The sequence below is a fragment of the Streptomyces qaidamensis genome, assembly GCF_001611795.1.
Lineage (GTDB): Bacteria > Actinomycetota > Actinomycetes > Streptomycetales > Streptomycetaceae > Streptomyces > Streptomyces qaidamensis.
In genome coordinates this window covers 556,009-581,582 of the sequence record NZ_CP015098.1, presented here as the reverse complement: position 1 = coordinate 581,582, position 25,574 = coordinate 556,009, and the positions used below count along the sequence as shown (strand labels likewise).

Annotated in this window: 27 protein-coding genes and 1 pseudogene; 14 read left to right on the top strand and 14 right to left on the bottom strand. The window is 72.0% G+C overall.

Features of this window, described 5'->3' with window-relative positions:
* Window positions 1-70 precede the first annotated feature (70 nt).
* Window positions 71-1,180, bottom strand: coding sequence for a substrate-binding domain-containing protein (locus A4E84_RS02595; protein WP_062924977.1), 1,110 nt, complete (start codon window positions 1,178-1,180; stop codon window positions 71-73).
* 81 nt (window positions 1,181-1,261) lie between these two features.
* Between A4E84_RS02595 and A4E84_RS02590 the strand changes: the two genes are divergently transcribed.
* The 4 genes from A4E84_RS02590 to A4E84_RS02575 all read left to right on the top strand — a co-directional run bounded on the left by A4E84_RS02590 (window position 1,262) and on the right by A4E84_RS02575 (window position 5,249).
* A complete protein-coding gene (locus A4E84_RS02590; protein WP_062924976.1) occupies window positions 1,262-1,699 on the top strand; it encodes a MarR family winged helix-turn-helix transcriptional regulator in 438 nt (145 codons plus the stop codon).
* A gap of 270 nt (window positions 1,700-1,969) precedes the next feature.
* A complete protein-coding gene (locus A4E84_RS02585) occupies window positions 1,970-2,860 on the top strand; it encodes a glycoside hydrolase family 19 protein (protein WP_062924975.1) in 891 nt (296 codons plus the stop codon).
* Window positions 2,861-2,930: 70 nt separating this feature from the next.
* Complete coding sequence (locus A4E84_RS02580; protein WP_062924974.1) at window positions 2,931-4,298, top strand: PI-PLC domain-containing protein; 1,368 nt, start codon at window positions 2,931-2,933, stop codon at window positions 4,296-4,298.
* A 42-nt stretch (window positions 4,299-4,340) separates the two neighbouring features.
* Window positions 4,341-5,249 carry an oxidoreductase gene (locus tag A4E84_RS02575; protein ID WP_062924973.1) on the top strand — a complete coding sequence of 303 codons (909 nt, stop codon included), beginning with the start codon at window positions 4,341-4,343 and terminating at the stop codon, window positions 5,247-5,249.
* Window positions 5,250-5,256: 7 nt separating this feature from the next.
* Here A4E84_RS02575 and A4E84_RS02570 read toward each other — a convergent pair whose 3' ends face one another.
* Together A4E84_RS02570 and A4E84_RS02565 are read right to left on the bottom strand one after the other, a co-directional pair.
* A complete protein-coding gene (locus A4E84_RS02570; protein WP_062924972.1) occupies window positions 5,257-5,715 on the bottom strand; it encodes a pyridoxamine 5'-phosphate oxidase family protein in 459 nt (152 codons plus the stop codon).
* Window positions 5,716-5,763: 48 nt separating this feature from the next.
* Complete coding sequence (locus tag A4E84_RS02565) at window positions 5,764-6,165, bottom strand: tautomerase family protein (protein ID WP_062924971.1); 402 nt, start codon at window positions 6,163-6,165, stop codon at window positions 5,764-5,766.
* A 129-nt stretch (window positions 6,166-6,294) separates the two neighbouring features.
* Between A4E84_RS02565 and A4E84_RS02560 the strand changes: the two genes are divergently transcribed.
* Window positions 6,295-6,687: a VOC family protein gene (locus tag A4E84_RS02560; protein WP_062924970.1), complete on the top strand. Its 393-nt coding sequence runs from the start codon at window positions 6,295-6,297 to the stop codon at window positions 6,685-6,687.
* A gap of 45 nt (window positions 6,688-6,732) precedes the next feature.
* Complete coding sequence (locus tag A4E84_RS02555) at window positions 6,733-7,809, top strand: adenosine deaminase (RefSeq protein ID WP_062924969.1); 1,077 nt, start codon at window positions 6,733-6,735, stop codon at window positions 7,807-7,809.
* Here A4E84_RS02555 and A4E84_RS02550 read toward each other — a convergent pair.
* The 3 genes from A4E84_RS02550 to A4E84_RS02540 form a co-directional block, all read right to left on the bottom strand.
* The gene (locus A4E84_RS02550) at window positions 7,794-8,306 is read right to left on the bottom strand and encodes a mycothiol transferase (protein WP_062924968.1); all 513 of its coding nucleotides are present in this window, start codon (window positions 8,304-8,306) and stop codon (window positions 7,794-7,796) included. The genes A4E84_RS02555 and A4E84_RS02550 overlap by 16 nt on opposite strands.
* 27 nt (window positions 8,307-8,333) lie before the next feature.
* On the bottom strand, window positions 8,334-9,830 hold the full coding sequence (locus A4E84_RS02545) for a carotenoid oxygenase family protein (RefSeq protein WP_062924967.1): 1,497 nt from the start codon (window positions 9,828-9,830) through the stop codon (window positions 8,334-8,336).
* Between the two features lie 67 nt (window positions 9,831-9,897).
* Entirely contained in the window at window positions 9,898-10,815 is a 918-nt protein-coding gene (locus A4E84_RS02540; protein WP_062924966.1) for a LysR family transcriptional regulator, read from the bottom strand.
* A 118-nt stretch (window positions 10,816-10,933) separates the two neighbouring features.
* Between A4E84_RS02540 and mgrA the strand changes: the two genes are divergently transcribed.
* The gene (gene mgrA, locus A4E84_RS02535; RefSeq protein WP_062924965.1) at window positions 10,934-11,926 is read left to right on the top strand and encodes an L-glyceraldehyde 3-phosphate reductase; all 993 of its coding nucleotides are present in this window, start codon (window positions 10,934-10,936) and stop codon (window positions 11,924-11,926) included.
* Here the strand turns inward: mgrA and A4E84_RS02530 are convergent.
* Entirely contained in the window at window positions 11,916-12,257 is a 342-nt protein-coding gene (locus tag A4E84_RS02530) for a DUF1905 domain-containing protein (protein ID WP_062924964.1), read from the bottom strand. The genes mgrA and A4E84_RS02530 overlap by 11 nt on opposite strands.
* 552 nt (window positions 12,258-12,809) lie before the next feature.
* On the opposite strand from A4E84_RS02530, the gene A4E84_RS02525 reads away from it, so the two are divergent.
* The 4 genes and pseudogenes from A4E84_RS02525 to A4E84_RS02510 all read left to right on the top strand — a co-directional run bounded on the left by A4E84_RS02525 (window position 12,810) and on the right by A4E84_RS02510 (window position 18,122).
* Window positions 12,810-13,220 carry a hypothetical protein gene (locus A4E84_RS02525; protein ID WP_062924963.1) on the top strand — a complete coding sequence of 137 codons (411 nt, stop codon included), beginning with the start codon at window positions 12,810-12,812 and terminating at the stop codon, window positions 13,218-13,220.
* 58 nt (window positions 13,221-13,278) lie between these two features.
* Entirely contained in the window at window positions 13,279-15,621 is a 2,343-nt protein-coding gene (locus tag A4E84_RS02520) for an FHA domain-containing protein (RefSeq protein ID WP_062924962.1), read from the top strand.
* A gap of 9 nt (window positions 15,622-15,630) precedes the next feature.
* Window positions 15,631-16,185, top strand: a pseudogene (locus A4E84_RS44210) (hypothetical protein); the annotation flags it as partial.
* Between the two features lie 938 nt (window positions 16,186-17,123).
* Window positions 17,124-18,122 carry a serine/threonine-protein kinase gene (locus A4E84_RS02510; RefSeq protein ID WP_062924961.1) on the top strand — a complete coding sequence of 333 codons (999 nt, stop codon included), beginning with the start codon at window positions 17,124-17,126 and terminating at the stop codon, window positions 18,120-18,122.
* 9 nt (window positions 18,123-18,131) lie between these two features.
* On the opposite strand, the gene A4E84_RS02505 is transcribed toward A4E84_RS02510, so the two are convergent.
* Window positions 18,132-19,430: a streptophobe family protein gene (locus A4E84_RS02505; RefSeq protein WP_062924960.1), complete on the bottom strand. Its 1,299-nt coding sequence runs from the start codon at window positions 19,428-19,430 to the stop codon at window positions 18,132-18,134.
* A gap of 176 nt (window positions 19,431-19,606) precedes the next feature.
* Here A4E84_RS02505 and A4E84_RS02500 point away from each other — a divergent pair, with 176 nt between their 5' ends.
* Window positions 19,607-20,776, top strand: a complete 1,170-nt coding sequence (locus A4E84_RS02500) for a DUF6777 domain-containing protein (RefSeq protein ID WP_237304790.1) — start codon at window positions 19,607-19,609, stop codon at window positions 20,774-20,776.
* A 27-nt stretch (window positions 20,777-20,803) separates the two neighbouring features.
* Here A4E84_RS02500 and A4E84_RS02495 read toward each other — a convergent pair whose 3' ends face one another.
* From A4E84_RS02495 to A4E84_RS43315, 3 genes are read right to left on the bottom strand one after another with little or no spacing between them, the layout of a single operon-like run.
* Window positions 20,804-21,220 (bottom strand): PRC-barrel domain-containing protein, encoded by a 417-nt coding sequence (locus A4E84_RS02495; RefSeq protein ID WP_062924958.1) that lies wholly within the window; start codon window positions 21,218-21,220, stop codon window positions 20,804-20,806.
* Window positions 21,217-21,801 carry a PRC-barrel domain-containing protein gene (locus A4E84_RS02490; RefSeq protein ID WP_062924957.1) on the bottom strand — a complete coding sequence of 195 codons (585 nt, stop codon included), beginning with the start codon at window positions 21,799-21,801 and terminating at the stop codon, window positions 21,217-21,219. Before A4E84_RS02490 ends, A4E84_RS02495 begins: the two co-directional genes overlap by 4 nt.
* Window positions 21,798-21,938 (bottom strand): hypothetical protein, encoded by a 141-nt coding sequence (locus A4E84_RS43315; RefSeq protein ID WP_167455400.1) that lies wholly within the window; start codon window positions 21,936-21,938, stop codon window positions 21,798-21,800. The genes A4E84_RS02490 and A4E84_RS43315 overlap by 4 nt, the downstream gene beginning before the upstream one ends.
* A gap of 187 nt (window positions 21,939-22,125) precedes the next feature.
* On the opposite strand from A4E84_RS43315, the gene A4E84_RS02485 reads away from it, so the two are divergent.
* A complete protein-coding gene (locus tag A4E84_RS02485) occupies window positions 22,126-22,590 on the top strand; it encodes an ATP-binding protein (protein WP_062924956.1) in 465 nt (154 codons plus the stop codon).
* Between the two features lie 131 nt (window positions 22,591-22,721).
* Here the strand turns inward: A4E84_RS02485 and A4E84_RS02480 are convergent, their stop codons facing one another.
* A complete protein-coding gene (locus A4E84_RS02480; RefSeq protein WP_062931250.1) occupies window positions 22,722-23,609 on the bottom strand; it encodes an RNA polymerase sigma factor SigF in 888 nt (295 codons plus the stop codon).
* Window positions 23,610-23,813: 204 nt separating this feature from the next.
* Between A4E84_RS02480 and A4E84_RS02475 the strand changes: the two genes are divergently transcribed.
* Window positions 23,814-24,227 (top strand): helix-turn-helix domain-containing protein, encoded by a 414-nt coding sequence (locus A4E84_RS02475; RefSeq protein ID WP_062924955.1) that lies wholly within the window; start codon window positions 23,814-23,816, stop codon window positions 24,225-24,227.
* Window positions 24,228-24,245: 18 nt separating this feature from the next.
* Here A4E84_RS02475 and A4E84_RS02470 read toward each other — a convergent pair whose 3' ends face one another.
* Both A4E84_RS02470 and A4E84_RS02465 read right to left on the bottom strand, forming a co-directional pair.
* Window positions 24,246-24,848 carry a ClpP family protease gene (locus tag A4E84_RS02470; RefSeq protein WP_062924954.1) on the bottom strand — a complete coding sequence of 201 codons (603 nt, stop codon included), beginning with the start codon at window positions 24,846-24,848 and terminating at the stop codon, window positions 24,246-24,248.
* Window positions 24,848-25,489 (bottom strand): ATP-dependent Clp protease proteolytic subunit, encoded by a 642-nt coding sequence (locus tag A4E84_RS02465; RefSeq protein ID WP_062924953.1) that lies wholly within the window; start codon window positions 25,487-25,489, stop codon window positions 24,848-24,850. Before A4E84_RS02465 ends, A4E84_RS02470 begins: the two co-directional genes overlap by 1 nt.
* Between the last annotated feature and the right edge of the window lie 85 nt (window positions 25,490-25,574).

Genomic DNA, 25,574 nt, shown 5'->3' with positions numbered 1-25,574 from the left:
CGGGGCGCCGATCCGGGGGGTGTGTCGCCGGCCGGCCGCGCATCCGGCGGGCGCGGACCGGAGCGTGCCGTCAGGGACGCGCCTCCAGCTCCGTGAGGACGTCGAAGTCGAGCCCGTCGGCCCGTGCCAGATAGATCCGCTGGCGCACATGGGCGTCCCGGAGGTGGAGCAGCCCGCGCGGGCCCTCGTACGACACCGCCCCCGCACCGGCCGCCGCGCCGATCGCCGAGACGTCCAGCGCCCCGGCCCGCTTCAGCAGCGCGGCCAGCAGCAGCACACCCTCGTAGCAGGACTCGCCGAGGCTGCCGAGGGCGGGCGCCTCGACGCCGTAGCGGGCGGCGTACCGCCCGTGGAAGTCGAGGGTGTCGCGATTGGCCAGCGAGGCGAAGAACCCGGCCGTGCTGTAGAGGTCCTCGGTGGCCTCCGGGCCGCTCGCCACCAGCATGTTCTCGTCCATCAGGGTGCTCAGCCGCAAGCAGCGCGCGTGCAGGCCGTACGCCGCGAACTCCCGGTTGAAGCGCACCGCGTCACTGCCGACGAGCAGCATCAGCACCGCGTCGGCGCCGGAGCGTTCGACGCGGCGCAGCACCGGCCCGAAGTCGTGGGTGCCGAGCGGGAGATAGACCTCGCCGGCGACCCACCCGCCGCAGTACCGGGCGTACCCGCGGGCCGAGCGGGCCGTGTGCCGCGGCCACACGTAGTCGTTGCCCACGACGAACCAGCGCCGCACCCCGCGCTCGCGCGCCAGCAGTTGCATCGCCGGCCTGAGCTGGTCGCGCGGGGTCTCGCTCGTCAGGAACACCCCCGCCGTGTCCTCCCCGCCCTCGTACAGCGCGGTGTACACGTACGGGACGCGGTGCGCGATCCGCGGTGCCAGCGCCTGCCGTACGGAGGAGATGTGCCAGCCGGTGACGCCCTGCACGGCACCCACGTCCACCAGCGCGCCGACCTCGTCGGCGATCTCGTGCGGCGGGCCCGAGCCGTCGACCGGCACCAGCCGCAGCTCCCTGCCGAGCACGCCGCCGTCCCGGTTGACCTCCTCGGCGGCCAGCCGGGCGCACAGCTCACAGGTGGGTCCGAAAATCCCGGCCGGCCCCTGGAGGGGGAAGACGAGGGCCACGCCGAGCACGGAGTCGTCGGCCGTGAACCACTCGGGCGCGGGGAGATCGTGCCGGAACATGGCGTCATGATTCCGGCTCCCCGGGACGAACTCCAGTGCGTCTCCTACTATGGACAGCCCCCGGCACCTAGGAGAGCAGGGATGTCCAGCCCCACCCCGCGTCGGCCCGACGACCTCGCGCAGTTGCTGACGCGGGCCGAACGACTCGCGGCGCGCCGGTTGCAGGGCGTGCTGGAGGCGGAGGGCTGCTCACTGGACGCGTGGCGGGTGCTCGCCTCGCTGTCGGACGGCGAGGGGCACCACATGACGGGGCTCGCGGAGGCCGCCTTCCTGCCGCCTCCGACGCTGACCAAGCTGGTCGACCAGCTCGTCGACCAGAACCTCGTGCACCGCAGGGCCGATCCGTTCGACCGGCGCCGCATCCTCGCCCATCTCACCCCGCGCGGCCAGGAGTACTGGCAGCGCCTCGACCGCGCGGTCCGTGCCGGCCGGCTCTCGCTGGGCGAAGGCGACGACGACCTGCTGCGGTCCCTGCTGGGCCGGCTGACGGCGTCGCTGGAGGACCCGGCGCACGTGTGAGCGTTTCAGATGCCGGAGGGCACGGACGGGTCGCCGATCGCGCCGAGGCGACCGGGGAACTACGAGGCGTCACCAGCGCGGAAGCCGACAGGTCTATACCTGACTGGTCTACACCCTTGACTGGTACAGACCAACGCGGTTGAGTGTGCCTTCACAGCCCCACCACGGCCACCCCCACGCCGTGACCGGACCACCGGCGCGTGCGGGCAAGGGCCTGTTTCACCTTGCCCTCGTCAGGGTGCGGCCGTGCTCCGCGAAGGAGTTGAACCCGTGTCGAGACGCCGCATCTCCGCATTCCTGGCCACCCTCACCCTCGCCGGCGCCGCGCCGGTGCTCCTGCCTGCCTCGAACGCCTCGGCCGCCGCCTGCTCCAGCTACCCGAACTGGACGGCCGGGAAGGCGTACAACGCCGGTGACATCGTCCGCTACACCGACGGCAAGGCGTACATCGCCGAGCACGCCAACCCGGGCTACGACCCGGTCATCAGCACCTGGTACTGGGAGCCGTACGCCTGCGACAACGGTCCCGGCACGCCCAACGCGCGCTTCGTGGTGAGCGAGGCCCAGTTCAACCAGATGTTCCCGAACCGGAATTCGTTCTACAGCTACAGCGGGCTCACCGCGGCCCTCAGTGCCTACCCCGGCTTCGCCAACACCGGCAGCGACACGGTGAAGAAGCAGGAGGCCGCGGCCTTCCTCGCCAACGTCAGCCACGAGACCGGCGGTCTGGTGCACGTGGTCGAGCAGAACACCGCCAACTACCCGCACTACTGCGACTGGGGGCGGCCCTACGGCTGTCCGGCCGGACAGGCCGCCTACTACGGGCGCGGCCCGATCCAGCTGAGCTGGAACTTCAACTACAAGGCCGCGGGCGACGCGCTCGGCATCGACCTGCTGAACAACCCCTGGCTGGTGCAGAACGACTCGGCCGTCGCCTGGAAGACCGCCCTGTGGTACTGGAACACCCAGACCGGCCCCGGTTCCATGACCCCGCACAACGCCATGGTGAACGGCGCCGGCTTCGGCCAGACGATCCGCAGCATCAACGGCTCCCTGGAATGCGACGGCAAGAACCCGGCGCAGGTGCAGAGCCGCGTGAACAACTACCAGCGGTTCACCCAGATCCTCGGGACGTCACCCGGCGGCAACCTGTACTGCTGACGCCGGACCCCAGGGCGTGGTGTCATGCGGGATGTCATGAACCTGACTGGTTGACCGAAGGGCATCCCTCATGCGCCTACGCACCCCCCACGCCCTGCTCGCCACGACCGCGGCACTGGCCGCCGCGGTCGTGGCACCCCAGCCTGCTGCCGCAGCCGTTCCAGCCCCGGGCCCGTACTACGTCCAGAGCGCCACGACCGGGCTCAACGCGGCCGACAACGGCGGAGCGGTCGAGCAGCACAGACCCCGCGGCAACGAGGACCGCCAGCAGTGGCAGCTGAAGCCGAGCGGCTCCTCGTACGTCCTGGAGAGCACCGACGCGGCCGGCAGCTGTCTCGGCCGCAGCGGCGACCTGGCCGCGACCGTCGCCTGCGCGAGCGCCGACGCCGGGTGGGAGGTCAGTCCGATCGGCGCCGACCGCTACACGCTCAAGGCCCCGGGGACCACCCGCCACCTCACGGTCGCGCCCAAGCCGCCCGGCGCCACCTACCCCGCCCGGCTCGCCGTCGGCGGGTCCGGCGACCTCGCCGCCTGGTACCTCACCCCCGTGAACCCCGCCACCGGCCCCATGCCGCCGCAGGACCGCCGCACCCTGGACCAGGTCACGTTCCTCACCACCCACAACGCCTACGCCAACGGCGTCGACGGCGGCTTCGCCCCGCCCTTCGTCAACCTCGTGCCCAACCAGACCCGCGGCATCGAACGCCAACTGGCCGACGGGGTCCGGGGATTCATGCTGGACGTGCACCAGACCCCGGACGGCGCGATCCTCTGCCACAACAGCTGCACCCTCGTCAGCAGGCCCGTCGCCCTGTGGGTCGGCCTCCAGCGCATGGTCGACTTCCTCAAGGCCCACCCCGACCAGTTCGTCACCGTCTTCCTGGAGGACTACGTCGACCCGGTTGTCCTGCGCGCCGAACTCGCCCGTGTGAGCGGCCTGTCCGACGTGCTCTACCGGCCCGACCTCACCGGCGTGCGGCAGAACGGCTGGCCGACCATGGCGGACCTGGCCGCCGCCGGCGACCGGCTGCTGATCTTCAGCGACCACGGCCGCTCCGCCGACCAGGCCGCAGGCCTCACGCGGGACAGCTTCGGCGTCATGTACCAGCGCGAGTGGACCGTCGAGAACCACTGGTCGATGGGCTCCGGCCTCGGCACCTCCGACTGGTCCTGCTACAGCCGCTGGTACGGAGCCGACACCAACATCCCGCTGACCCGCACCGAACCCGGATTCCGCCCGCTGTTCGTCATGAACCACTTCCGTGACGTCCCGCTCACCGGCACGGCGGGCACGGACAACAGCAAACTCGCCGACCGCGCCCAGCGGTTCTGCCTGCCGGCCGCCCGCAAGAAGCCCAACTTCCTCGCCGTGGACCACTACGACCGCGGCAACCCGGCCTCCGCCGTCACCACCCTCAACTCCTACACGTATCCGTAAACCGGCTTCGCCGGCCCGCGTGCCGTGTGTGAGACTCCGCCGATGAGCTCACAGACGATCACCGCGGACGCCGCGGGCACCTGGAAACTCGGCGACCTGCCCGTCAACCGCCTCGGCTTCGGCGCGATGCGGCTGACGGGCAGCGCCGCCTTCCACCACGGCACACCGAGCGACCGCGACCGGTCGATCGCCGTCCTGCGCAAGGCGATCGACCTCGGCGTCAACCACATCGACACGGCCGCCTTCTACTTCTCTTCGCTGCGCTCCGCCAACGAACTGATCAACAGCGCGCTCGCGCCCTATCCCGACGACCTGGTCATCGTCACCAAGGTGGGCCCGTACCGTGCCTACGACGGGGAGTGGGCCACCTCCGCGCGGCCCGAGGACCTGCGCGGCCACGTGGAGGAGAACCTGCGCCAGCTCGGCCGCGACCACCTGGACGTGGTCAACCTGCGCCGGATGCCGCGGTACGACTCGATCGCCGAGCACTTCGGGGCACTCGCCGAACTGCGCGAGGCGGGTCTGATCCGGCACCTCGGCATCTCCAACGTCACGCCCCGCCATCTCACCGAGGCCCGGGCCATCGCCCCCGTGGTCTGCGTCCAGAACCGGTACGCCCTCGACCGCCCCGACCCCGACGGCGACGAACTGCTCCGTATCTGCCGCGAACAGGGCATCGCCTTCGTGCCGTTCTACGCCGTCGCCGGCGAGGCCGCCGAGCAGGGAGCCACCACCGCCCACGACGACGACGTCCGCGCCGTCGCCCGGGCCCATGGCGCGAGCCCCGCCCAGATCCGCATCGCCTGGACCCTGCACCAGGGCCCCCACGTCCTCGCCATCCCCGGCACCGGCAACCCCGCCCATCTCGCGGAGAACGTCGCAGCGGGCGCGATCCGTCTCACCGACGAGGAGCTGACCCGGCTCGACAGGCCGCGCCACGTGGCCGGTTGAGTGACCCCTACACGCCCCAGACACCCTCCCGCATGAGGTGCCTGCGCGGCAGCTCGTGCACCTCGCACCACGCCTGCACCGTGCGCGGCCGCACCCGGAAGAACGCGTACGACGCGTGATCCTCGCGCGGATCCCAGCCGGTCTTCGCGCGGAACGCCTCGACCGCCGCCGGCGGCACCTCCCGCATCGGGTAGGTGCGCACCTCACCGTCGACGAGCACGACGTCCCGGGTGTCCCCGAGGGCCAGCCGGGTCCGCCCGCCGTCCCGCAGATTGCGGCCGGTGGGGTTGGTCAGCCGGGTGCACAGCCACACGGCATCGTCGTGCCACACGAACGACAGCGGCACGAGACAGGGCATACCTTCGGAGTCGGCCGTCGCGACCCAGATGTCGATCTCACGCTCCAGGCGACCCAGCAGGTCCGCCTTGCGCTGTTCGGGGGTGCGGGGCGGCTCGGTGATCTTCATGCACGCGACGGTAGCGAACAACGACACCCGGCACCTCGGGCCACAGCCCTAAGCCGGTGGCCTAGGCCTCTCGAGATACTGCGCGGCCCCCTCGCCCAGCGACCAGTCCGCCGACTCGTTCTCCGTCAGGACGACGAAGACGTTGCGCGGTTCGGTGCCCGCGTACGCGTGGGCCAGCCCGGCGATCCTGTGGTAGAGCGCCTGCTTCTGGGCAGCGGTGCGGCCGGAGCGAAGCGTGATCGAGACGTAGACGATGCCGTCGTCGCGGCGGACGCCGAGGTAGTCGCCGTGGCGCAGGGTGCCGTTCGTGCCGTCGTGGTCCGTCAGGATCTGGAAGCGGTCGTCGGGCGGGAGGCCGAGCGTCTCTGTCAGGGCCTCGTGCACGGCACGGCCGAGTGCGGCGAGGCGCTCGGGCCCGGCCCGGAGCGTGTCTATGCGGACGAACGGCATGGGACCTCCAGGGTCTCGCTGAGCAGGAGTGTACATACTAGTAGTTACAGGCGGTCGGAGACGTGGTTGGCATCCCAGGAGTTTTACGTATAACCTCTCCGGTCAACCGCCCGCTCCGAGAGGCCCTCGATGAGACGTATCGCCCTGGTCACCCTCGTCGTCGACGACTACGACGAGGCGATCCGCTTCTACACCGACGCCCTCGGATTCCGGCTCGTCGAGGACGCGCCCCGGCCCGACGGATCGCGCTGGGTCGTCGTCGAACCCGGCGTCCGGGGAACCGGCACCGGTCTGCTGCTGGCCCGCGCCGAGGGGGACGTCCAGGCCGCCCGGGTCGGGGACCAGACCGGTGGACGGGTCGGGTTCTTCCTGCACACCGACGACTTCGCCCGCGACCACGCCCGGATGGCCGCCGCGGGCGTGACCTTCCTGGAGGACCCGCGGCGCGAGCCGTACGGGACCGTCGCCGTCTTCCAGGACCTGTACGGAAACCGCTGGGACCTGCTCCAGCCCGCCGGCTGACTCCGCCCCGCCGCTTCGAACCACCCGCCCGAGGAAAGACCCGTCATGACTGCTACGCGCGTAGACACCGATCTGATCCGCCGCCTCCCCAAGGCCGTGCTGCACGACCACCTCGACGGCGGCCTGCGCCCCGCCACCGTGGTGGAGCTGGCCGACGCGGTCGGCCACACCCTGCCGACCACCGACCCGGACGAGCTCGCCGCCTGGTACTACGAGGCCGCCAACTCCGGCGACCTGGTGCGCTACATAGCGACCTTCGAGCACACCCTCGCCGTGATGCAGACCCGCGAGGGCCTGCTCCGCACGGCCGAGGAGTACGTGCTGGACCTGGCCGCCGACGGTGTCGTCTACGGCGAGGTGCGCTACGCCCCCGAGCTGAACACCAACGGTGAGCTGACCATGGCCGAGGTCGTCGAGACCGTCCAGGAGGGCCTGGCGGCGGGCATGGCCAAGGCGGCGGCCGCGGGCACGCCCGTGCGGGTCGGCACCCTGCTCTGCGGCATGCGGATGTTCGACCGGGTGTGCGAGGCCGCCGACCTGGCCGTGGCGTTCCGCGACGCCGGAGTCGTCGGCTTCGACATCGCCGGCGCCGAGGACGGCTTCCCGCCCGCCGACCACCTCGCGGCCTTCGAGCACCTGCGCCGCGAGAACGTGCCGTTCACCATCCACGCCGGCGAGGCGCACGGCCTGCCCAGCATCCACCAGGCCCTCCAGGTGTGCGGCGCCCAGCGCATCGGGCACGGCGTGCGGATCACCGACGACATCCCGGACCTCGCGTCGGGCAAGCTCGGCCGGCTCGCGGGCTGGGTGCGCGACCGGCGCATCGCCCTGGAGATGTGCCCGACGTCCAACCTCCAGACGGGCGCCGCCACCTCCATCGCCGAGCACCCGATCACCGCGCTCAAGGACCTCGGCTTCCGCGTCACCCTCAACACCGACAACCGCCTGGTGTCGGGCACGACGATGACCCGCGAGATGTCCCTGCTGGTCGAGCAGGCGGGCTGGACCGTCGAGGATCTGCGCACGGTCACCGTGAACGCCCTGAAGAGCGCGTTCCTCCCCTTCGACGAGCGGAACGCACTCATCCGGGACGTGGTGCTGCCCGGTTACGCCGCGCTCTGAAGCAGCCCGCGCAGGTAGGCGGCCTGTCCGACGTGCTGGAGATCGTCGGACAGGACGCTGACCAACCGGACGCCCAGGGTGACCGGCGGGTCCCAGCGCTCGTCGACGACCCGCTCCAGGTCCTTGGCGGTGAGGCCCCGCAGGGCGTCCAGGCTCTGGTCGTGCACGGCGTCGTAGTAGCCGGTCAGCAGCTCACCCGAGTCGACCCGGACCCGTGCGACCTTGGCGGGGCTGTGGCCGTAGCCCGTGTCGCGGCGGGGCAGGTCGAGACCGAAGCGCTTCTCCCAGTCCTGGGACAGCCACACCTGTTCCAGGCCGAAGGCGTCGGCCATGTGGTCGTCCTGGACGCGGGTGAGGTGCCAGACCAGCCAGGCGATCGAATTGGTGTCGGGGGAGGGGCGGGCGGTCAGCTCGTCCGGCCCGAGCCCCTCGACGGTGGCATGGACTTCTTCGCGGATGCGGCTGAAACCGTCGATGAGGATGTCCTTCGCATGCATACGTCCACCATCGCGCATGGCCGGGGATCACGCGTCGGGAATCCAGCTCCCGTGGAAGCCCAGCGGCACCCGCCCCGGGAGATGGATCCGGGCCACCGGCTCCCCGGTGAAGTCCTGGGCCGCGAGGATCACCAGGTCCGACGCCCCGCGGTCGGGGTTGTGCACGTACGCGACCGCATACCCGTCGTCCTCCGCAGCCCTTCCGTCGCGCGGGTCGGACGGCACGAACACGGCCTCGCTCGCCGCCGCGCCCCCGGGCAGCCGGTGGACCTCGGACGTGCCGCGCAGCAGGTCGTGCTTGATGAGCGCGTTGGTGAAGGCCCCGTCGGGCGGCGTGCCGTCGACCGCCTGGTAGGCGAGCGACATCTCCGCGGCGGCGGCCGAGTAGCCGTACCGGTGCCGGCGGGACACCAGCGCCTCGTTGACCCGGGGGAACTCCTGGGGGCGGTCGTCGAGGGTCCTGGTCCGCACCCGCCCCTGCCGCAGGTCGACCGTCCAGCGGTCGAGCCGGGGCGTGCCCGCTCCGCAGGGGCCGCCCGAGCCGTTGCCGGCGACGAGGAACGGAGCGTCGAAGTTGGTCATGTCGACGACGATGCGCGGCCCCTCCTCGTAGGCGTTGAGGGTGTGCGAGTAGTAGACCGGGTCGACCTCGAACCAGCGGACCGCGCCGCCCGCGCGGGGCAGCACGCCGACCCGTGCCGGATGCCGGTCGTTCCAGACGTACGGCACGATGTCGCCGCGCTCGGCGCCCGCCGGGTCGAAGGTGACCGGCATGTCGAGGAGCACCACGTGGTTCTCGGTGAGCGCGAAGTCGTGGATCATCGGCGCGTCCGCCACCGGGATCCTCGTGGTCCGCACGAGCCGGCCCGTCGGGCCGAACACCAGGTGCCGGACGTGGTCCCAGGTCGGGTAGTAGGCGATGGCGTGCAGCTCCGCGGCGTGCACGTCGAACTTGGTGTGCGCGGTGAGCGGGCCCTTCAGGGTGCCCCGGAAGTCGTACGGAGCGACGGTGTTCAGCTCGTCGTCGAGTTCGTACGGCAGCGGCCCGCTTTCCTGGAGGGCGAGGATCCGCCCCCGGTAGGGGATCACATGGGTGTTGCACGGGAAGTCGTCCGGCGGCACCGGACCCGGGCAGGGCTCCCCGAGCTTCCTCGCCACCTGCGAGGACCGCACCCAGCGGTTGCGGTACCACTCCGCCCGGCCCTCGCGCAGCCGCACCCCGTGCACCATGCCCTCGCCGAGCATCCAGTGGTGGGCGCGCGGGTCCTCCAGCCCCAGGACGTTGGGGCCGTTGCGCAGGTAGCGGCCGTTCAGTTCGTGCGGGATACGGCCGGTGACCGGCAGGTCGAAGGCCGTCAGCTCCTCGGTGACCGGCTCGAACGCGCCCTCCAGGAAGGGGAAGCGGCGCGGGGTCCGGGACGTTGCCACGGCGGGCCCTCCTCCCGCCCCGGTGCCGACCAGCGCGCCGGCCGCCGTGATCGCCGCAGCGCCGCGCAGCACGTTCCGTCGTGTGTGATCCGTCATCTCGCCTGCTCCTGACCGCGGTTGCCTTCCGGGACGGTCACGAGTCTGGTGCGCGGGACGGATCGGGTCAGGAGGGGTGGACACCCTCCTGGGGTGGTGCCACGCCCCCTGTTTCCAGCAGGGCCATCAGGGCCCGGGCCGCCGGACTGGTCGCCTGCTCGGGCGGCAGCAGGGCCACCGTCTCGTACACGGCGTCCCCGGCGCCCTTCACCGGCAGGGCGGTCAGCGAGGCACGCTTGTGCCGGAAGTGGCGCGGCACGACGGCGATGCCGAGATCCTCGTCCACGAGATCGAGGAGGCTGTGCACGTCGTTGACCTCCAGGGCGACGCTGCGGCGCACGCCCGCGGCGGCGAACGCGGCGTCGGTGGTGCGCCGCGGCCCCCAGTCCGGATGGAAGTCGACGAAGACCTCACCGCCCAGATCCTCCGGCGTCACCGCCACCCCGGCCGCCGCGAGCCGGTGGCTCGGATGGCACAGCACCATCATCGGCTCGCTCGTCAGCGGCACGGTCCGCAGCTGGTCGGTGTCCTCCCGGTCGGTGCGCACGGCGAACGCCAGATCCAGGCGCCCGGCCGCGACCTCCTCCGCGAGGGCCCCCGAGCCCGCCTGCCGCAGACAGATCTCCACGTCCGGGTGGCTCCGCCGGAACGCCGCCAGCAGCCCGGCCACGTGCACCCCGGCGATGCACTGCTCGGACCCGAGCGCGAGCATCCCGCGCAGCACGCCCTGCACCGCGGCCACCGCCTCGTGGGCCGAACGGACCTGCGCGAGGATCCGCTCCGCCTCACCCAGCAGCGCCCGCCCGGCCGGGGTGAGCGTCACCCGGCGGGTCGTGCGCACGAACAACGGCGTCTGCAGCTCCCGCTCCAGCGCGCGGATGGACGCCGACAGGCCCGACTGGGAGACCAGGAGGCGTTCCGCCGCCCGGGTGAAGTGCTGGTCCTCGGCGACCGCGACGAAATGCTGCAAGTGACGCAGTTCCATGACTGAGAAGCGTAGCCGCTGAATTCCATCGGATTCTTCTGTTGGACGCATGGGCGCAGGTCACGCCAGAGTGGACACCGGTTTCCCCTCCGACCGTGCCAACCCTTCTGGAGTCGCGTTGTACACCGCACACCCCGACCGCTACGCGGACATGCCCTATCGGCGCACCGGACGCAGCGGCCTGAAGCTCCCCGTGCTCTCGCTCGGCCTGTGGCACAACTTCGGCCCGGACCGGTCCGTCGAGACGCAGCGCGCCATCCTGCGTCGCGCCTTCGATCTCGGTGTCACGCACTTCGACCTCGCCAACAACTACGGCCCGCCGCCCGGCGCCGCCGAGTCCGCGCTGGGCGAGTTCCTGAAGGCGGACTTCGCGCCGTACCGCGACGAGCTGGTGATCTCCACCAAGGCCGGCTACCTGATGTGGCCCGGCCCGTACGGCGAATGGGGATCGCGCAAGTACGTGCTGTCCTCGCTGGACCAGAGCCTGAAGCGGATGGGCCTGGAGTACGTCGACGTCTTCTACTCGCACCGTCCCGACCCGGACACTCCGCTGGAGGAGACGATGGGGGCCCTGCACTCGGCGGTGCAGCAGGGCAAGGCGCTGTACGTCGGTGTCTCCAACTACTCCGCGGAGCAGACGCGCGAGGCCGCCCGCATCCTGGGCGAGCTGGGCACCCCGCTCCTCATCCACCAGCCCCGCTACTCCATGCTGGACCGCCGCCCCGAGGACGAGGGGCTGCTGGACGCCCTGGACGAGCTCCAGGTCGGGTCCATCGTCTTCTCCCCGCTGGAGCAGGGCGTGCTCTCCGCCCGCTACCTCGACGGCATCCCCGAGGGCTCCCGGGCCGCGAGCGACAGCCCCTTCCTGAACTCCGACGCGCTCACCGAGGACCTGGTGGGCCGGCTGCGCGACCTGAACGACATCGCGAAGGGCCGCGGCCAGACCCTGGCTCAGATGGCACTGGCCTGGGTGCTGCGCGGCGGCCGGGTCACCTCCGCACTGGTCGGCGCGAGCAGCGCACAGCAGATCGAGGACAGCGTCGGCGCCATCCGCAACCTGGACTTCGACGCGGACGAACTGGCCCGGATCGACGCCATCGTCAAGCAGTAGCAGGTCGGCCCGCCCGGGGGCGTCCGCCCCCGGGCACGCGCGGCTGGGAGCCGATCCGCTCCTCCAGGCGCACTGTCACCGTGTCACCCTCCTCCTTGCCGATGGCCTTGCGGACGTCGGCCTTCACGGGAAGCTTGTGGGTGCCGTCCCCCAGCGCCATGAACGAGCTGCGGAACGGATGCCCGTCGATCGTCCCGCGGACCTTGACCAGGCCGCGAGTACCGAAGAACTCGACGGACCGGGGCCAGACCAGATAGGTCCAGCCGCCCTCGGCGGGACTCTTGCGCAGGACCGCGGTGAACTCCGCGTCCAGAACTCCCGTGGTGGTCATGACGTCCTCCGGTGCTCGGCGGCCTCTTCCTCACATCAGACCGCCGGACACCGGGAAACTCATCGCGACCGCCCGCTTCACGTCCCGGCGGGCACCCGGTCCGGAGATCCGAGCAGGGCGCGGTGTCGTGACGACCGTCGACGCGCCGGTCGGCCGCAACTCCAACCCCGGGGAACCGGTCGCGGGGCGCCGCGATCACCGTGGTGATCGCTGAAGGTCGTCGCTGCTGGTCAGGGGTCGGATTCCGGTCGCGGTGAACCCGGTACGACCACCCTGCCCCCGGCCGCCGCGAGCGTCGATCAGCCCCAAGGCCAGGGGCCGGTGCGACGGCTCGCCGGATTTCGGCCAACCCGGGGGGTGAATATGCCAGGAGAGTGGCCGGAAAGTCGTGGTGACAGTGATTCAGTAGTGAACATACTGACCTGCGAGAGCGCTTTTCACGTCGAGCGACGGCGCCCTCACGCACAGCACGCGAGCCGCAGGAGAAGTGAAGCCGGGCGAGGCAAGTGAGGCCGGGCAGGGCAGACGGGCGGGGCAACGGGGGAGGGTCACGTGCACGATGAGTTTCTGTGCCACGTCACGGCGTACGGAGTCTGCGACGGCCGCCGGATCGGAGTGCCCCTCGGTACCTACCGTGCGCCCACCCTCGCCCTCGCCCTGTGGTGGCTGCGCGACCGGGCCTCCTGGATCGCCCAGCGCCTCGACCCCCGGCCCGAGGCCGAGCACTTACCTCCGGGCGCGCTCGTGCCGGTCGCCCACACCGTGCCCGACGTGCCCGGGCTGCTGCGCGCCTGGTGCGCCGATCCGGCCCAGCAGGAGCGGGTCGCCGAGGAGTTGGCGGCCGGACGGCTCGTGCGTATCGCCACCAGCGACGACACCACCGAATACGAACTGCTCGCCGAGTCCGTGGACGCCCTGCGGATGCAGCGCACGGCACCCTTCGTCGGCATCTCCGTCGGCTGACCTGCCGCAGCCTCGCCCGCCCAGGCGCAGAACAGGGCAAATCGGTAGAATCTTGACCATGGCGCAACCCTCGGTAGCACCAGAACTCGTCCTGGAGACAGAGACGGGCAGCACCGTGATGATCCCGGGCCGTGACTACCACGTAGGGCGCGACCCGATGTGCGACATCGTCATCGACGACGACCGGGTCTCCTGGCACCACGCGGTGCTGAAGCCCGAGGACGGTCACTGGACCATCGAGGACGAGGACAGCACCAACGGCACCTACGCCGACGGCCGGCGCATCCACGAGTGGGACGTCGGACCCGGCACCGTCATCCGCTTCGGCAATCCGGCCGACGGACCGCGCATGACCCTGACGGGCCGCCGCCCCGCCCCCGCCCGACGCGCACCGGAACGCCCCTCCGCCGTCTCCATGCCGTCCCGCACGGGCACCTACCGGCAGCCCACGACCGTACGTCCGCTGCCCACCCGCACCGTCCGCATCGGCCGCGCCCCCGACAACGACCTGGTCATCGACGACCTCGTCGTCTCCCGTCGGCACGCCGAACTGCGCGCCCTGGCCGACGGCAGCTACGAGATCAACGACCTGGGCAGCCACAACGGCACCTACCTCAACGGCAGCCCCGTCACCAGCGCCCCGGTCGGCCAGGGCGACATCGTCGGCATCGGCCACTCGGCGTTCTGCCTCGTCGGCGACCAACTCCAGGAGTACGTCGACACCGGCGAGGTCTCCCTCGACGTGCAGGACCTCGCGGTCGCCGTCGACCGCGGCCGCAAGACGCTCCTCGACCACGTGTCGTTCCCGGTGGGGGAGAAGTGCCTGCTCGCCGTCGTCGGCCCGAGCGGCGCCGGCAAGTCCACGCTCCTGAACGCCCTCACCGGCCAGCGGCCCGCGGGCCATGGCACCGTCCTCTACGACGGCCGCGACCTCTACCGCGACTACGCCGAGCTGCGCCAGCGCATCGGCCTGGTCCCGCAGGACGACATCCTGCACGCGCAGCTGACCGTCCGCAAAGCCCTCACCTACGCCGCCGAACTGCGCTTCCCGCAGGACACCGCCAAGGCCGAGCGGCGCGCCCGGGTCGACGAGGTCATCCGCGAACTGGGCCTGGAGCAGCGTGCCGACCAGCACGTGCACAGCCTGTCCGGCGGCCAGCGCAAGCGCGTCAGCGTGGCCCTGGAACTGCTGACGAAGCCGTCGCTGCTGTTCCTCGACGAGCCGACCTCCGGCCTCGACCCCGGCATGGACCGCTCGGTGATGCACATGCTGCGCGGCCTCGCCGACGACGGCCGCACCGTCATCGTCGTCACCCACAGCGTGCTCAGCCTCGACGTGTGCGACCGGCTCCTCGTGCTCGCGCCCGGCGGAAAGATCGCCTACTACGGGCCGCCCGAGGACGCCCTGTCCTTCTTCGGCTTCGAGGAGTGGCCGGAGGCCTTCGAGGCCTTCGACCGGGACACCGAGCGGGACTGGGCGGGAGAGTACCTCGCCTCGCCCTTCCACGGCCGGTACGTGGCCGACGCCTCCGCGCAGCCCCGGCAGCCGCGGTCCGAGCCGGTCGTCATCACCGCCCCGCCCCGGCCGCGCAGCCGCGGTGCCCAACTCGGCACGCTGGTGCGCCGCTACGCGGCCGCGCTGAGCGCCGACCGCACCTTCCTGATCATCATGATCGCGCTGCCGTTCGTCATGGGCGCGATGGCCCGCGCCCTGGCGGGCGGCAAGCTGACGCTGGACACGGCGATGAACGCGCTGCTCATCCTGTGCGTCGGCGCGGTGCTCACCGGGGCCGCCAACGCCGTGCGCGAACTCGTCAAGGAACGCGTGATCTACCAGCGGGAACGTGCGGTGGGCCTGTCCAGATCGGCGTACCTGATGTCCAAGGTGATCGTCCTGGGCGTCATAACCGTCCTCCAGGCGGTGGTGCTGACCCTGGTCGCCCTGCTCGGCGTCGACCTCAACGCACCCGGCGGCGAAGGCGTGCTGATGCCGCCCCTGGTGGAGATCACGGTGGCCGTCGCCCTGCTGGCGTTCACCGCGATGATGCTCGGCCTGCTCGTCTCCGCGCTGGTGCGCAAGGAAGAGGTGACGATGCCGCTGCTGGTGCTCATCGCCATCGTGCAGGTCGTCTTCTGCGGGGCCCTGCTGAAGCTGGCCGACACACCCGGGCTGGAGCAGCTGGGCTGGCTGGTGCCGGCGCGCTGGGCACTGGCCGCGATGGCCGGCACTGTCGGACTGGGCCGGATCGTGCCCGGCGACCTGACGAAGGACCCGCTCTTCGAGCACTCGGCGGGCACCTGGCTCATCGACGTCGGGATGCTGGTCGTGCTGTCGGTGCTCTTCGGCTTCCTCGTGTCCCGGATGCTGCGCCGGCACGAACCGGCCGTGATGCGGAAGTAGGGAGCGCCCGTGACGACTCCCGGATTCCGGCCCACGCACGTCGTCCCGCAGCACGGGATGCCCGCCTGGGAGGTCCCCGACCCGTCCCGGCCCACGGTGGACCTGGACCCCCTGCTGCCCGTGCAGCTCCTGGAGCGGCAGGGCGACTGGGGGCACGTGCTGTGCTTCAACGGCTGGTCGGCCTGGGTGGACGGCCGGCGCCTGGTCGCCGTACCGCAGGATCCGCCCACGGCGGACGGGCCGCTCACCCGGGCCGCCGATCCGCGGCCGCTGCTGGGCCGGGCGCAGGAAGCCCTGGCGCGCTACCGCTCCGCGGTGGAGGACCTCGCGGGCGGCCTCGACCGGGAGTCGTTCCGCGCGCGCACCCATGGCATGCGGATCGGCGTCGTCGTCGACGGCGAGTCCGTGTGGCTCTACGACTCCGCCCATGGGCACTGGGTGTACGCCGACGGAGCCCGGACGAGCACGTACGCGACGGACGAGACGCCCGCGGCCGGACCGGCGTCCCGCCCGGTCGAAGCGCCCGCGCATCGCCCCACGCGGGGGGTGCCGCCCGGGGGCCCGGTCGGGGCCACCCGCCGACCCGACGCGCCTCCGCCCGAGCCGCAGGGGGCTGCGCGGCCTGAGACACCCGAGCCGGAGAACTCCGCGCCGGCGGAGGGGCCTGCGCCGAAGAGGGCCGCACCGGCGGAGGGGCCTGCGCCGAAGAGGGCCGAATCTGCCGTGGCACCTGAACCGACCCGGGTAGTTGCACCGGTGGCCCCGGAGCCCGCACGGAGCACGCCGCCTCACCAGACGCCTGAGCCGACGAGGGTGGTGCCCTCGGAGGCTCCTGAGCCGACCCGGGTGGTGCCTGCTGAGACGCCCGAGCCGACCCGGGCGGTGCCTGCTGAGACGCCTTCTCCGACGCGGGTGGTGTCACCTGAGGCTCCGGAGTCCGCCGGGGTCGGGCCTGCTGAGGTGCCTGAGCCGACCCGGGTGGTGCCTGCTGAGGCGCCTGCTCCGACGCGGGTGGTGTCACCTGAGGCGCCGGAGCCCGCCGGGGTCGGGCCTGCTGAGGTGCCTGAGCCGACCCGGGTGGTGCCTGCTGAGACGCCTTCTCCGATGCGGGTGGTGTCACCTGAGGCTCCGGAGTCCGCCGGGGTCGGGCCTGCTGAGGTGCCCGAGCCGACCCGGGTGGTGCCTGCTGAGGCTCCTGAGCCGACCCGGGTGGTGCCTGCTGAGGCTCCTGAGCCCACCCGAGTTGTGCCTGCTGAAGCTCCTGAGCCGACCCGGGTGGTGTCGTCCGAGGCACCCGAGCCCACGCGTGCGGCGTCTCCCGAGGCCCCCCAACCGACGCGAGTGGTGTCCCCCGACGCCCCCGAGCCCACGAGGGTCGTGGCTGCCGGTGCCCCCGAACCCACCCGGGTCGTGTCCCGCGAGGACCGGGACGGGGAGGGTGAGGAGGACCGGCCCGCCAGGGCGACGCCCACGCGGGTCGTCCCGCCCGAGGGTGACGGGCGTTGAACCGCGAGACGAGCCTGTTCTCGGGGCGGCCCTCCGAGCTGATCGGGCAGCAGATCGCCGGGTACCGGATCGAGCAGGAGATCGGGCGCGGCGGCATGGCCGTCGTCTACCGGGCCCGCGACCTGCGCCTGGAACGCACCGTCGCCCTGAAGCTGCTCGCCCCTGAACTCGCCCGCAACGACACCTTCCGCCGCCGGTTCACCCACGAGTCCCGGGCCGCCGCGGCGATCGACCACCCCCACATCGTGCCGGTGTTCGAGGCTGGCGAGACGGACGGCGTGCTGTACATCGCCATGCGGTACGTCGCCGGCAGCGACCTGCGGCACGTCCTCGACCGCGAGGGCCCGATGCCGCCCGTCACCGCCGTGCGCGTCGCCGCCCAGGTCGCCTCCGCGCTCGACGCGGCCCACGATCACGGACTGGTCCACCGGGACGTCAAGCCCGGCAACATCCTGGTCTCCCGCGGCACCGACAGCGACCACCCCGAGCACGTCTACCTCACCGACTTCGGCCTGACGAAGAAGTCGCTGTCGCTGACCGGCTTCACCACCGTCGGCCAGTTCGTCGGCACGCTCGACTACGTCTCCCCCGAGCAGATCTCCGGCAAGCCGGTCGACGCCCGCTGTGACGTGTACGGGTTCGCCTGCGTCGTCTTCGAGACCCTGGCCGGCCATCCGCCCTTCCTCCGCGACGACGACATGGCCCTGCTCTGGGCCCACCAGTACGACGAACCGCCGCCGCTGACCGAGGACCGGCCCGACCTCGACCCCCGGGTCGACCCCGTCTTCGCCCAGGCCCTCGCCAAAAGCCCCGACGACCGGTACCCGTCCTGCCTCGCCTTCGTCGCCGCGCTGCGCGCCGCGACGACCGGCGGCCGGAAGGGCGGTGCCACGAGGCAGCCCACGCGAGTGGACCGGCAGCTGCCGGGCGTGGGGGAGGAGCGGCCCAAGCCACCGCCGCGCTGGGCCGAACCGGTCTTCATGGAGCGGACGTAGAACGGGGCGTCAGTCCCCGCTGTCGGAACGCACCTCGCCGCGCCGCCGCACGTGCCGGGCCAGCAGCGCCCCGGCGAACCCGGTCACCAGCCCCCACGGGACGGCCAGGCCGACCGCGCCCCATAGCCTGGGTCTCAGGAACAGCTCGCCTGCGAGGCCGCCGCCCAGATCCCCGATGCCGAGCACGGACAGGCCGTAGTGCGCGGAGATGCGTCCGACGAGGCAGATCATGAACACCGTCAGCACCAGGGCGACGGCCATGTGCACCGCGTGCTGCCAGGCCCGCACCCGGGCGGGCGACCGGGCCGCCATCACGAACGCGGCTGCCAGCAGCAGCAGGATGTCGGCGACCAGCAGCCACCACACCCGGCCGTCGTGCTCGGCCAGGGTGCGCAGGTTCAGTTCGGAGATGTCCGGAGTGCGCAGTACCTCGTCGAGCACCTGCGGCATGGGCAGACCGAACGGCCCCTCCACCCTGCCGTTCCAGGTGGCCCCGAGTCCGATCGTCAGCGCCGGCCACGCCAGGTTGGGGATGCCGAGCAGGATCACGGCGAACGTCTCCCGCGCGTTCCCCTTGGTCGCCGCGACGATCAGGGCGATGACCACACCGATGACGACACAGGCCAGCAGCAGCGCGACCATCGCATACGCGGTCGGCCGCACCGACGCCTGGAAGCGCAACAGCCCCGCGGGCAACGGGGCCCCGCGCGACACCAGCAGCGCCAGCATCAGCACACCGGCCAGCCACACCACGCCGACGAACACGGACAGCGGAACGTCCGTGGTGAAGCCGACCTTCGGCGACGCGCCGAACAGGTCGCCGAGTTCACCCAGCGTGTCGTCCCCGAGGGAGATGTCGAAGGTGTGGCGGGCGGCGAGTGTCAGGCCGATCAGCGCCAGCAGCCAAAGGGCCGCCACCCGGCCGGCCCAGCCGGCCAGTTCCCCGGCACCGGCGACCGCGCGGTGCCGCAGCGGCCGCAGGAACCCCCAGGCGACCACCAGCGCACCCGTCAGCGTGACGGACAACGGCATCACCGTCAGGCCCGCCTGTGTGTCGGCGAGATCGCCCGCGCTTCCGGCGAGCCTCACCGTGCCGCCGACGGCGGTGACCATGGTGGCCGCTACGACGGGAGCGAAGGAGCCGTCCGGGAGATCCGCGGCCCCGGCCGCCCACAGACCCAGGCCTGCCACCACCGCCATGGCGAGCAGCCCGCCGAGCACCGTGACGAGGGCATGCGCCCAGCCGTGGTGGGCGACGGCCCGCTCGCCGGAGGTGCGTGCCTGGCCGGAGGGGGTGCGCGAACTCACGCTGCCACGCTAAGCAGCCCCCGCGCCGGCCGCCCGCCGGAGAGGTCCGTCCGCGTCGGCTTGCGGGGCGTACGGGACCGGGGCACACAATGAACAGGTAGTGGAAGAAGCGGTACATGCCGGGATCAATCTCCCTGGGCGTAGGCCGCAGAGAACCCACGCGGGGAGAAGAACTCGTGAGCGTCGATCCGCCGTCGTCCGGCCGCCCCACAGGACCTCCCTCGGGCCCGCTGTCGGGTCCCTCCCAGCCACCGCCGGGCGGCGGCGGCCCGCCCTCACAGCCGCCCACCGGAGGCGGCAGCGAGCCGGGGCCCCGCCGGCCGTGGTGGGGGTCCGTGCCGCGAGTCGCGATCATCGCCACCGCCGTGGTGGCCGCCGTCATCCTGGCCGTGGTGCTGTCCCGGCCCGACAACGGCGGCACCGGCGCGTCCGACGGCGGTACCAGCACGTCCAGCGGCGAGGTCTTCCTCCAGCCCGCCGCGGACACGGGCCCCGACGCGTTCACCGAGTCGACGGCCGAGGAGAAGAGCTCCGCCTCGCCGGTCTCGCCCTCGGGGGCCACCGAGCCGGCACCGCAGAACGCCGTCCGGGGCGTGACCGGCGACGCGCCCGGCCTCTACGGCGGCACCCGCAACGTCGCCAGCTGTGACGTGGAGAAGCAGATCACGTACCTGGAGGAGGCCCCGGACAAGCAGCGCGCGTTCGCCTCGGTCGCCCGGATCGAGCCGTCCGAGGTCCCCGCCTACCTGCGCTCGCTCACCCCCGTGCAGCTCCGCATGGACACCCGCGTCACCAACCACGGCTACAAGGACGGCGCCCCCACCAGCTACCAGGCCGTCCTCCAGGCCCGCACGGCCGTCCTGGTCGACGACCGCGGCGTGCCGCGGGTGCGCTGCGCGTGCGGCAACCCGCTCTCCCCGCCGGTGGCCCAGAAGAGCGCGCCCAGGACGACCGGCGAGGCGTGGCCGGGCTACAAGTCGTCGAACGTCGTCATGGTGACGCCCGCCCCGAAGCCGGTCGACGCCTTCGTGATGTGCGAACCCGACGGCGAGTGGTTCGAGCGCCGGCCGGGCGACACGGGCAAGAAGGACCAAAAGACCCAGAAGCCCGACAAGCCCTCCCCGTCGGCGAGCGTCACCACGCCCACGGCACCGCCCGACACGACGACGTCGCAGCCGCCCACCAGCGAACCGCCGACCTCGGACACGGACACGACGGGGCCGACGACGGACGCACCGCCGTCGTCCGACACCCAGCAGCCCCCGCCCGACGGCGACACCGGCACCGACACCGACACGGGGAGCGACACCGGTGGCGCCACGAGCGAAGAGGCCCCGGCCTCCTGACCGGGTCGGCCTGCTGACCCGGACGGTTCAGGAGGCGCGGACGACCAGGGCGTAGTCCCCGAGTCCGAGCAGCCGATCGGCCGGCAGGTCGCCGTGGGCGGTGACGACCGCCTCGACCCGGCCCGTCTCCGGCTCGAACGCGACATCCTGGACCGTGCCGAGCGTGTCGCCCGTCTCGGTGAGGATCCGCAGACCCGGCAGCTCGTGGTGCGGCGGCACCTCGGCCGGTTCGGCGGTCGTGCGGACCAGCACCGCGTCCGGGCCGACGGCGTGCAGCGCACCCCAGGCCAGCACGGTCTCCTTGCGGGAGTGCCGGCCGCGCACCCGGACGTGGGTGACCACGCCGGACGCGGCGTCGACCGTCAGCGACCTCAGGGCGCCCACCTCCTCCGCCTCGGTCAGCGTCAGCACCGGCAGGCCCCGGGCCTCTGAGAACAGCATCATGACGCCGTCCCCTCCCGCCCGGCCCGGAAGGCCCCGACCCGGGTGGCGAAGGCCGGCAGGTCGTCGGCGACGTAGCGGGTGGCATCCGCCGGGATGACCAGCGCCCGGCCGGAGACGGCGAGTGTCTCACCGCGCGGCACGTACACCCGGTGCCGACGGCGTCGGGAGCCCTGCACCAGCGCCTTGCCCGCGGCGATCCGGAACCCCACGACCCGGCCGCTGGTCCCGCCCTCGACGATCACGTCGAGCACGGTGCCGACCTCGGTGCCCTCGTCGGTCAGCACCTTCGCGTGCAGCACCCGGCCCTGCTGGGCCTCGCGGCGGGCCACCACGACGGATGTGTCCCGCAGCGCGAGCGCATCGCGGATCATGACCGCCTGCGGACCCAGCGCGTGCACCCCCGACCAGGGCAGACTCCGCTTCAGCGGACCCGACAGCAGGCTCCGGCCGCTGAGTGTGAAACCGGTGATCCGGCCGGCGGCGGCGTCGAAGACGGTGTCCTTGACCTGGGCGACGGCCTCCCCGTCCAGGGTGACCACCGGCAGGGTCGTCAGGCTCCGCGCAGCCATCAGCTCGTTCATCGCAGGCCCTTCCCGCCGGGCCGGCGCCGGACCGCGATGACGGTCCCCGACCGGCGGCCCGCCTGCACGGCGAGCGTCACCGCCGCGACAGCGGCGAGCGCCGCGACCACCACGACCAGCCACATCCACCAGGCCACCACGCACCTCCGGCGATCCGGCCCGGCCGCCCTCGGCCGGTCCTGATGACTTCCGGGTGCCCCGCGAAGGGGGGACAATGCCCGCAGCGTCGGATGGGGGAGAATCTGTCAGGACTGTGAAGCCCGGCTCGGGGTACGAGCACTGGTGCAGAGCGTCCGGCCAGTCCGGCTTCCCAGAGAGAAAAGAATGATCGACCACCTGGACGAGGCAGTGATACCGACTGGTTTCGACGTGCCCGTGGAACCGCTGAGGCGGGCGGCACACTACACCGGTGAGCAGGGATGCATCGCCGAGGCGCGGTCCTTCGCCGCGCTCTTTCTCGACCAGCTCAGGACCGAGTGGTGCGCGCGGATCGACGAGCGGGTCGAGGGTGCCGTACTGCTGGTGGTGAGCGAGCTGGTCACCAACGCCGACCGGCACAGCAACGGGCCGTACATCCTGGAGCTCGTCGGCACCGACAGCGCCGTGACGGTGTCGGTCTACGACAGCAGCTCCGCACTGCCCCGCATCTTCCCGCGCAACCCCGAGCGCATCGGCCGGCACGGCCTGGAGATCGTCCACGCGCTCGCGGAGCAGGTCAGCGTGGAACGGGTGCCGGTGGGCAAGCGGGTGCGCGCGGTACTGCCACTCTCCGAGGCAGCCCAGGGGTGAACCGTCCGGGGGGACGTGTCACCCGGACGGAATGAGGACGCAGTCGCGGGTGTCGGACGGAGTCAGAACGCAGTCGCGGGTGCCGCCCCACTCCCGCATGGGGGACGGCACCCGCTGGTGGTACGACGGTGTCAGGCGCAGCCCAGCTCGCCCAGCATGCCCTCGCGCAGCCGCGTGATGATCCGCTTGATCAGGCGGGAGACGTGCATCTGCGAGCAGCCGAGCCGCTCACCGATCTCCGCCTGGGTGGCCTCCTCCACGAACCGCATGTGGATGATCTGCCGGTCGCGCTCGCTCAGCTCCGCCATGAGCGGGGCGAGTGAGTGGAAGTCCTCGACGAGCCGCAGCCCGTCCTCCTCCACACCGATGAAGTCGGCCAGGACCGCCTCGCCGCTCTCCGGGCCGTCGCCGGTGAGGGCGGCGTCCAGCGACGAGGAGTTGTATCCGTTCGCCGCGATCTGCCCCTCGACGACCTGGCGCTCGGAGATGTTCATCAAGGTGGCCAGCTCGGCGACCGTCGGCTCGCGATCCAGCCGGCTGGCGAGCTCCTCACGGGCCTTGGCCAGCTCCACGCGCAGCTCCTGGAGCCGCCGCGGCACGTGCACCGCCCACGTCGTGTCACGGAAGAAGCGCTTGATCTCGCCGACGATGTACGGCAGCGCGAAGGAGGTGAACTCGACCTCGCGCGAGAGCTCGAACCGGTCGATCGCCTTGATCAGGCCGATCATGCCGGTCTGGACGATGTCCTCCATGTCGTCGCCGCGGCCGCGGAACCGGCCGGCCGCGAAGCGCACGAGCGACATGTTCATCTCGATCAGAGTGTTGCGCGCGTACTGGTATTCGTGCGTGCCCTCTTCGAGCTCCGTCAGGCGCTGGAAGAACTGGCGGGACAGCTCCCTCGCGTCCCGCGGGGCCACGGACCGCGGGTCCACGACGCCCGGCAGTGCCCCGTCACCCGCGCTGGCCTCGGTGTTCTCTTCGACGACCTGTGCCTTCGACCGGATCACGGCGGTCTCCATTACCTCTCCCACGAACGTCACGGCGGACTTCTGCATAGGTACTCCCGAGTTGCGGGTACCCGGGTCGACGCGCACCATGCCCCGCGATTTTCCCATGGGTGAAATCGGGCGGAATGCGCCCCTCCGTCGGTGTGGACGGGTGATTCCACCCAGGGCGGAACGCCGGGCCCTTCCCCCGGCGGCCGGGATTCCTAGGCTGGAGCGGTGAGCAACCACCTGCCGAACGAAGCCCGAGTCATCCCTCTGCGCCCGCACGGCGCGCGCCCCGCCGGAACGCCGCGACGCCAGGCGCCGCAGGCCCCCGCCGCCAAGGAGCCGCTGTGGCGGGACCTGGTGGGGGACGTGCTGCGCCGTGAACGCCTGGCGCAGGAGCGCACCTTGAAGGATGTCGCCGACGAGGCGCGGATCTCCATGCCCTACCTCTCGGAGGTGGAGCGCGGCCGCAAGGAGGCCTCCTCGGAGGTCCTCGCGGCCGCCGCCCACGCCCTCGGACTGAACCTCGGCGACCTGCTGACGAGGGCCCAGGGCGAACTGACCCGCGTCACCTCGCGCTACGCGGGCGCAGGCCGTCGCGGGGCCTCCACCTCGTCGCACGACGGAATGTGCCTGGCCGCCTGAGCCGTACCGGCCGGCGCCTCAGACCCTCGCGAGGCGCCGGCTGAGCACCTCGTCGGCCAGCCCGTAGCCCACCGCCTCCTGCGCGGTGAACACCTTGTCGCGGTCCATGTCGGCGCGCAGGGCCGCCACGTCGTGGTGGGTGTGCCGCGCCAGCACCTCCTCCACCTGGGAGCGGATCCGCACCATCTCCTTGGCCTGGAGCGCCAGGTCGGACACCATGCCGCGCTGCCCGCCGGCGGCCGGCTGGCCGAGCAGCACCCGGGAGTGCTCCAGCACGAACCGCCGCCCCGGATCCCCGCCGGCCAGCAGCACGGCCGCCGTGGAGGCCGCCTGCCCGACGCAGAACGTGGAGATCGGCGCCTGCACGAACGTCATGGTGTCGTAGATGGCCATGAGTGAAGTGAACGAACCGCCCGGGGAGTTGATGTAGATCGCGATCTCGCTCTCCGGGGACGACGACTCCAGGTGGAGGAGCTGGGCGATGACGACGTTGGCGACGCCGTCGTCGATCTCGGTGCCGAGGAAGATGATCCGCTCGGACAGCAGCCGGCTGAAGACGTCGTAGGACCGCTCGCCCTGCGGGGTGCGCTCGACGACGTTCGGAATCGTGTACGAACCCATCACTGCAGCCCCATCCTGCGCCGGGTGGCCGCCGGGCGGACGTCCGCGAGGGACTCCACCACCCGGTCCACCATGCCGTACTCGCGGGCCTCCTCGGCTGTGAACCAGCGGTCCCGGTCGCCGTCCCGGGAGATGGTCTCCTGGCTCTGACCGGTGTGCTCGGCGGTGATCCGCTCGATGGTCCGCTTGGTGAACTCCAGGTTCTCCGCCTGGATCTCGATGTCGGCGGTGGTGCCGCCGATGCCCGCCGACGGCTGGTGCATCATGATCCGGGCGTTCGGCAGGGCGTAGCGTTTGCCCGGCGTGCCGACGCTCAGCAGGAACTGGCCCATGCTGGCCGCGAAGCCCATGGCCAGCGTGGAGACGTCGTTGGGGATGAGCCGCATCGTGTCGTAGATCGCGAGGCCGGCGTGCACCGCCCCGCCCGGGCTGTTGATGTAGAGGCTGATGTCGGTGTGGGCGTCCTCCGCGGACAGGACGAGCAACTGGGAGCAGACCCGGTTCGCGGAGACCTCGTCGACCTGGGTGCCCAGCAGCACGATGCGCTGCGCGAGCAGCTGGGCGGCCAGATGGTCGTCGAAGCGGGTCGGAGGGGTGTCGCCCTCCTCCGCCCGCGGGGCGAGCGTCGTGAGTGGAGTCATCGGTTCTCCTCGTCGTGGCGGCGAGCGCCGTGGACGTGTCGGGGATGTGCCGTCGACTCCACTCTTGACCTCGGACGATGCCCGC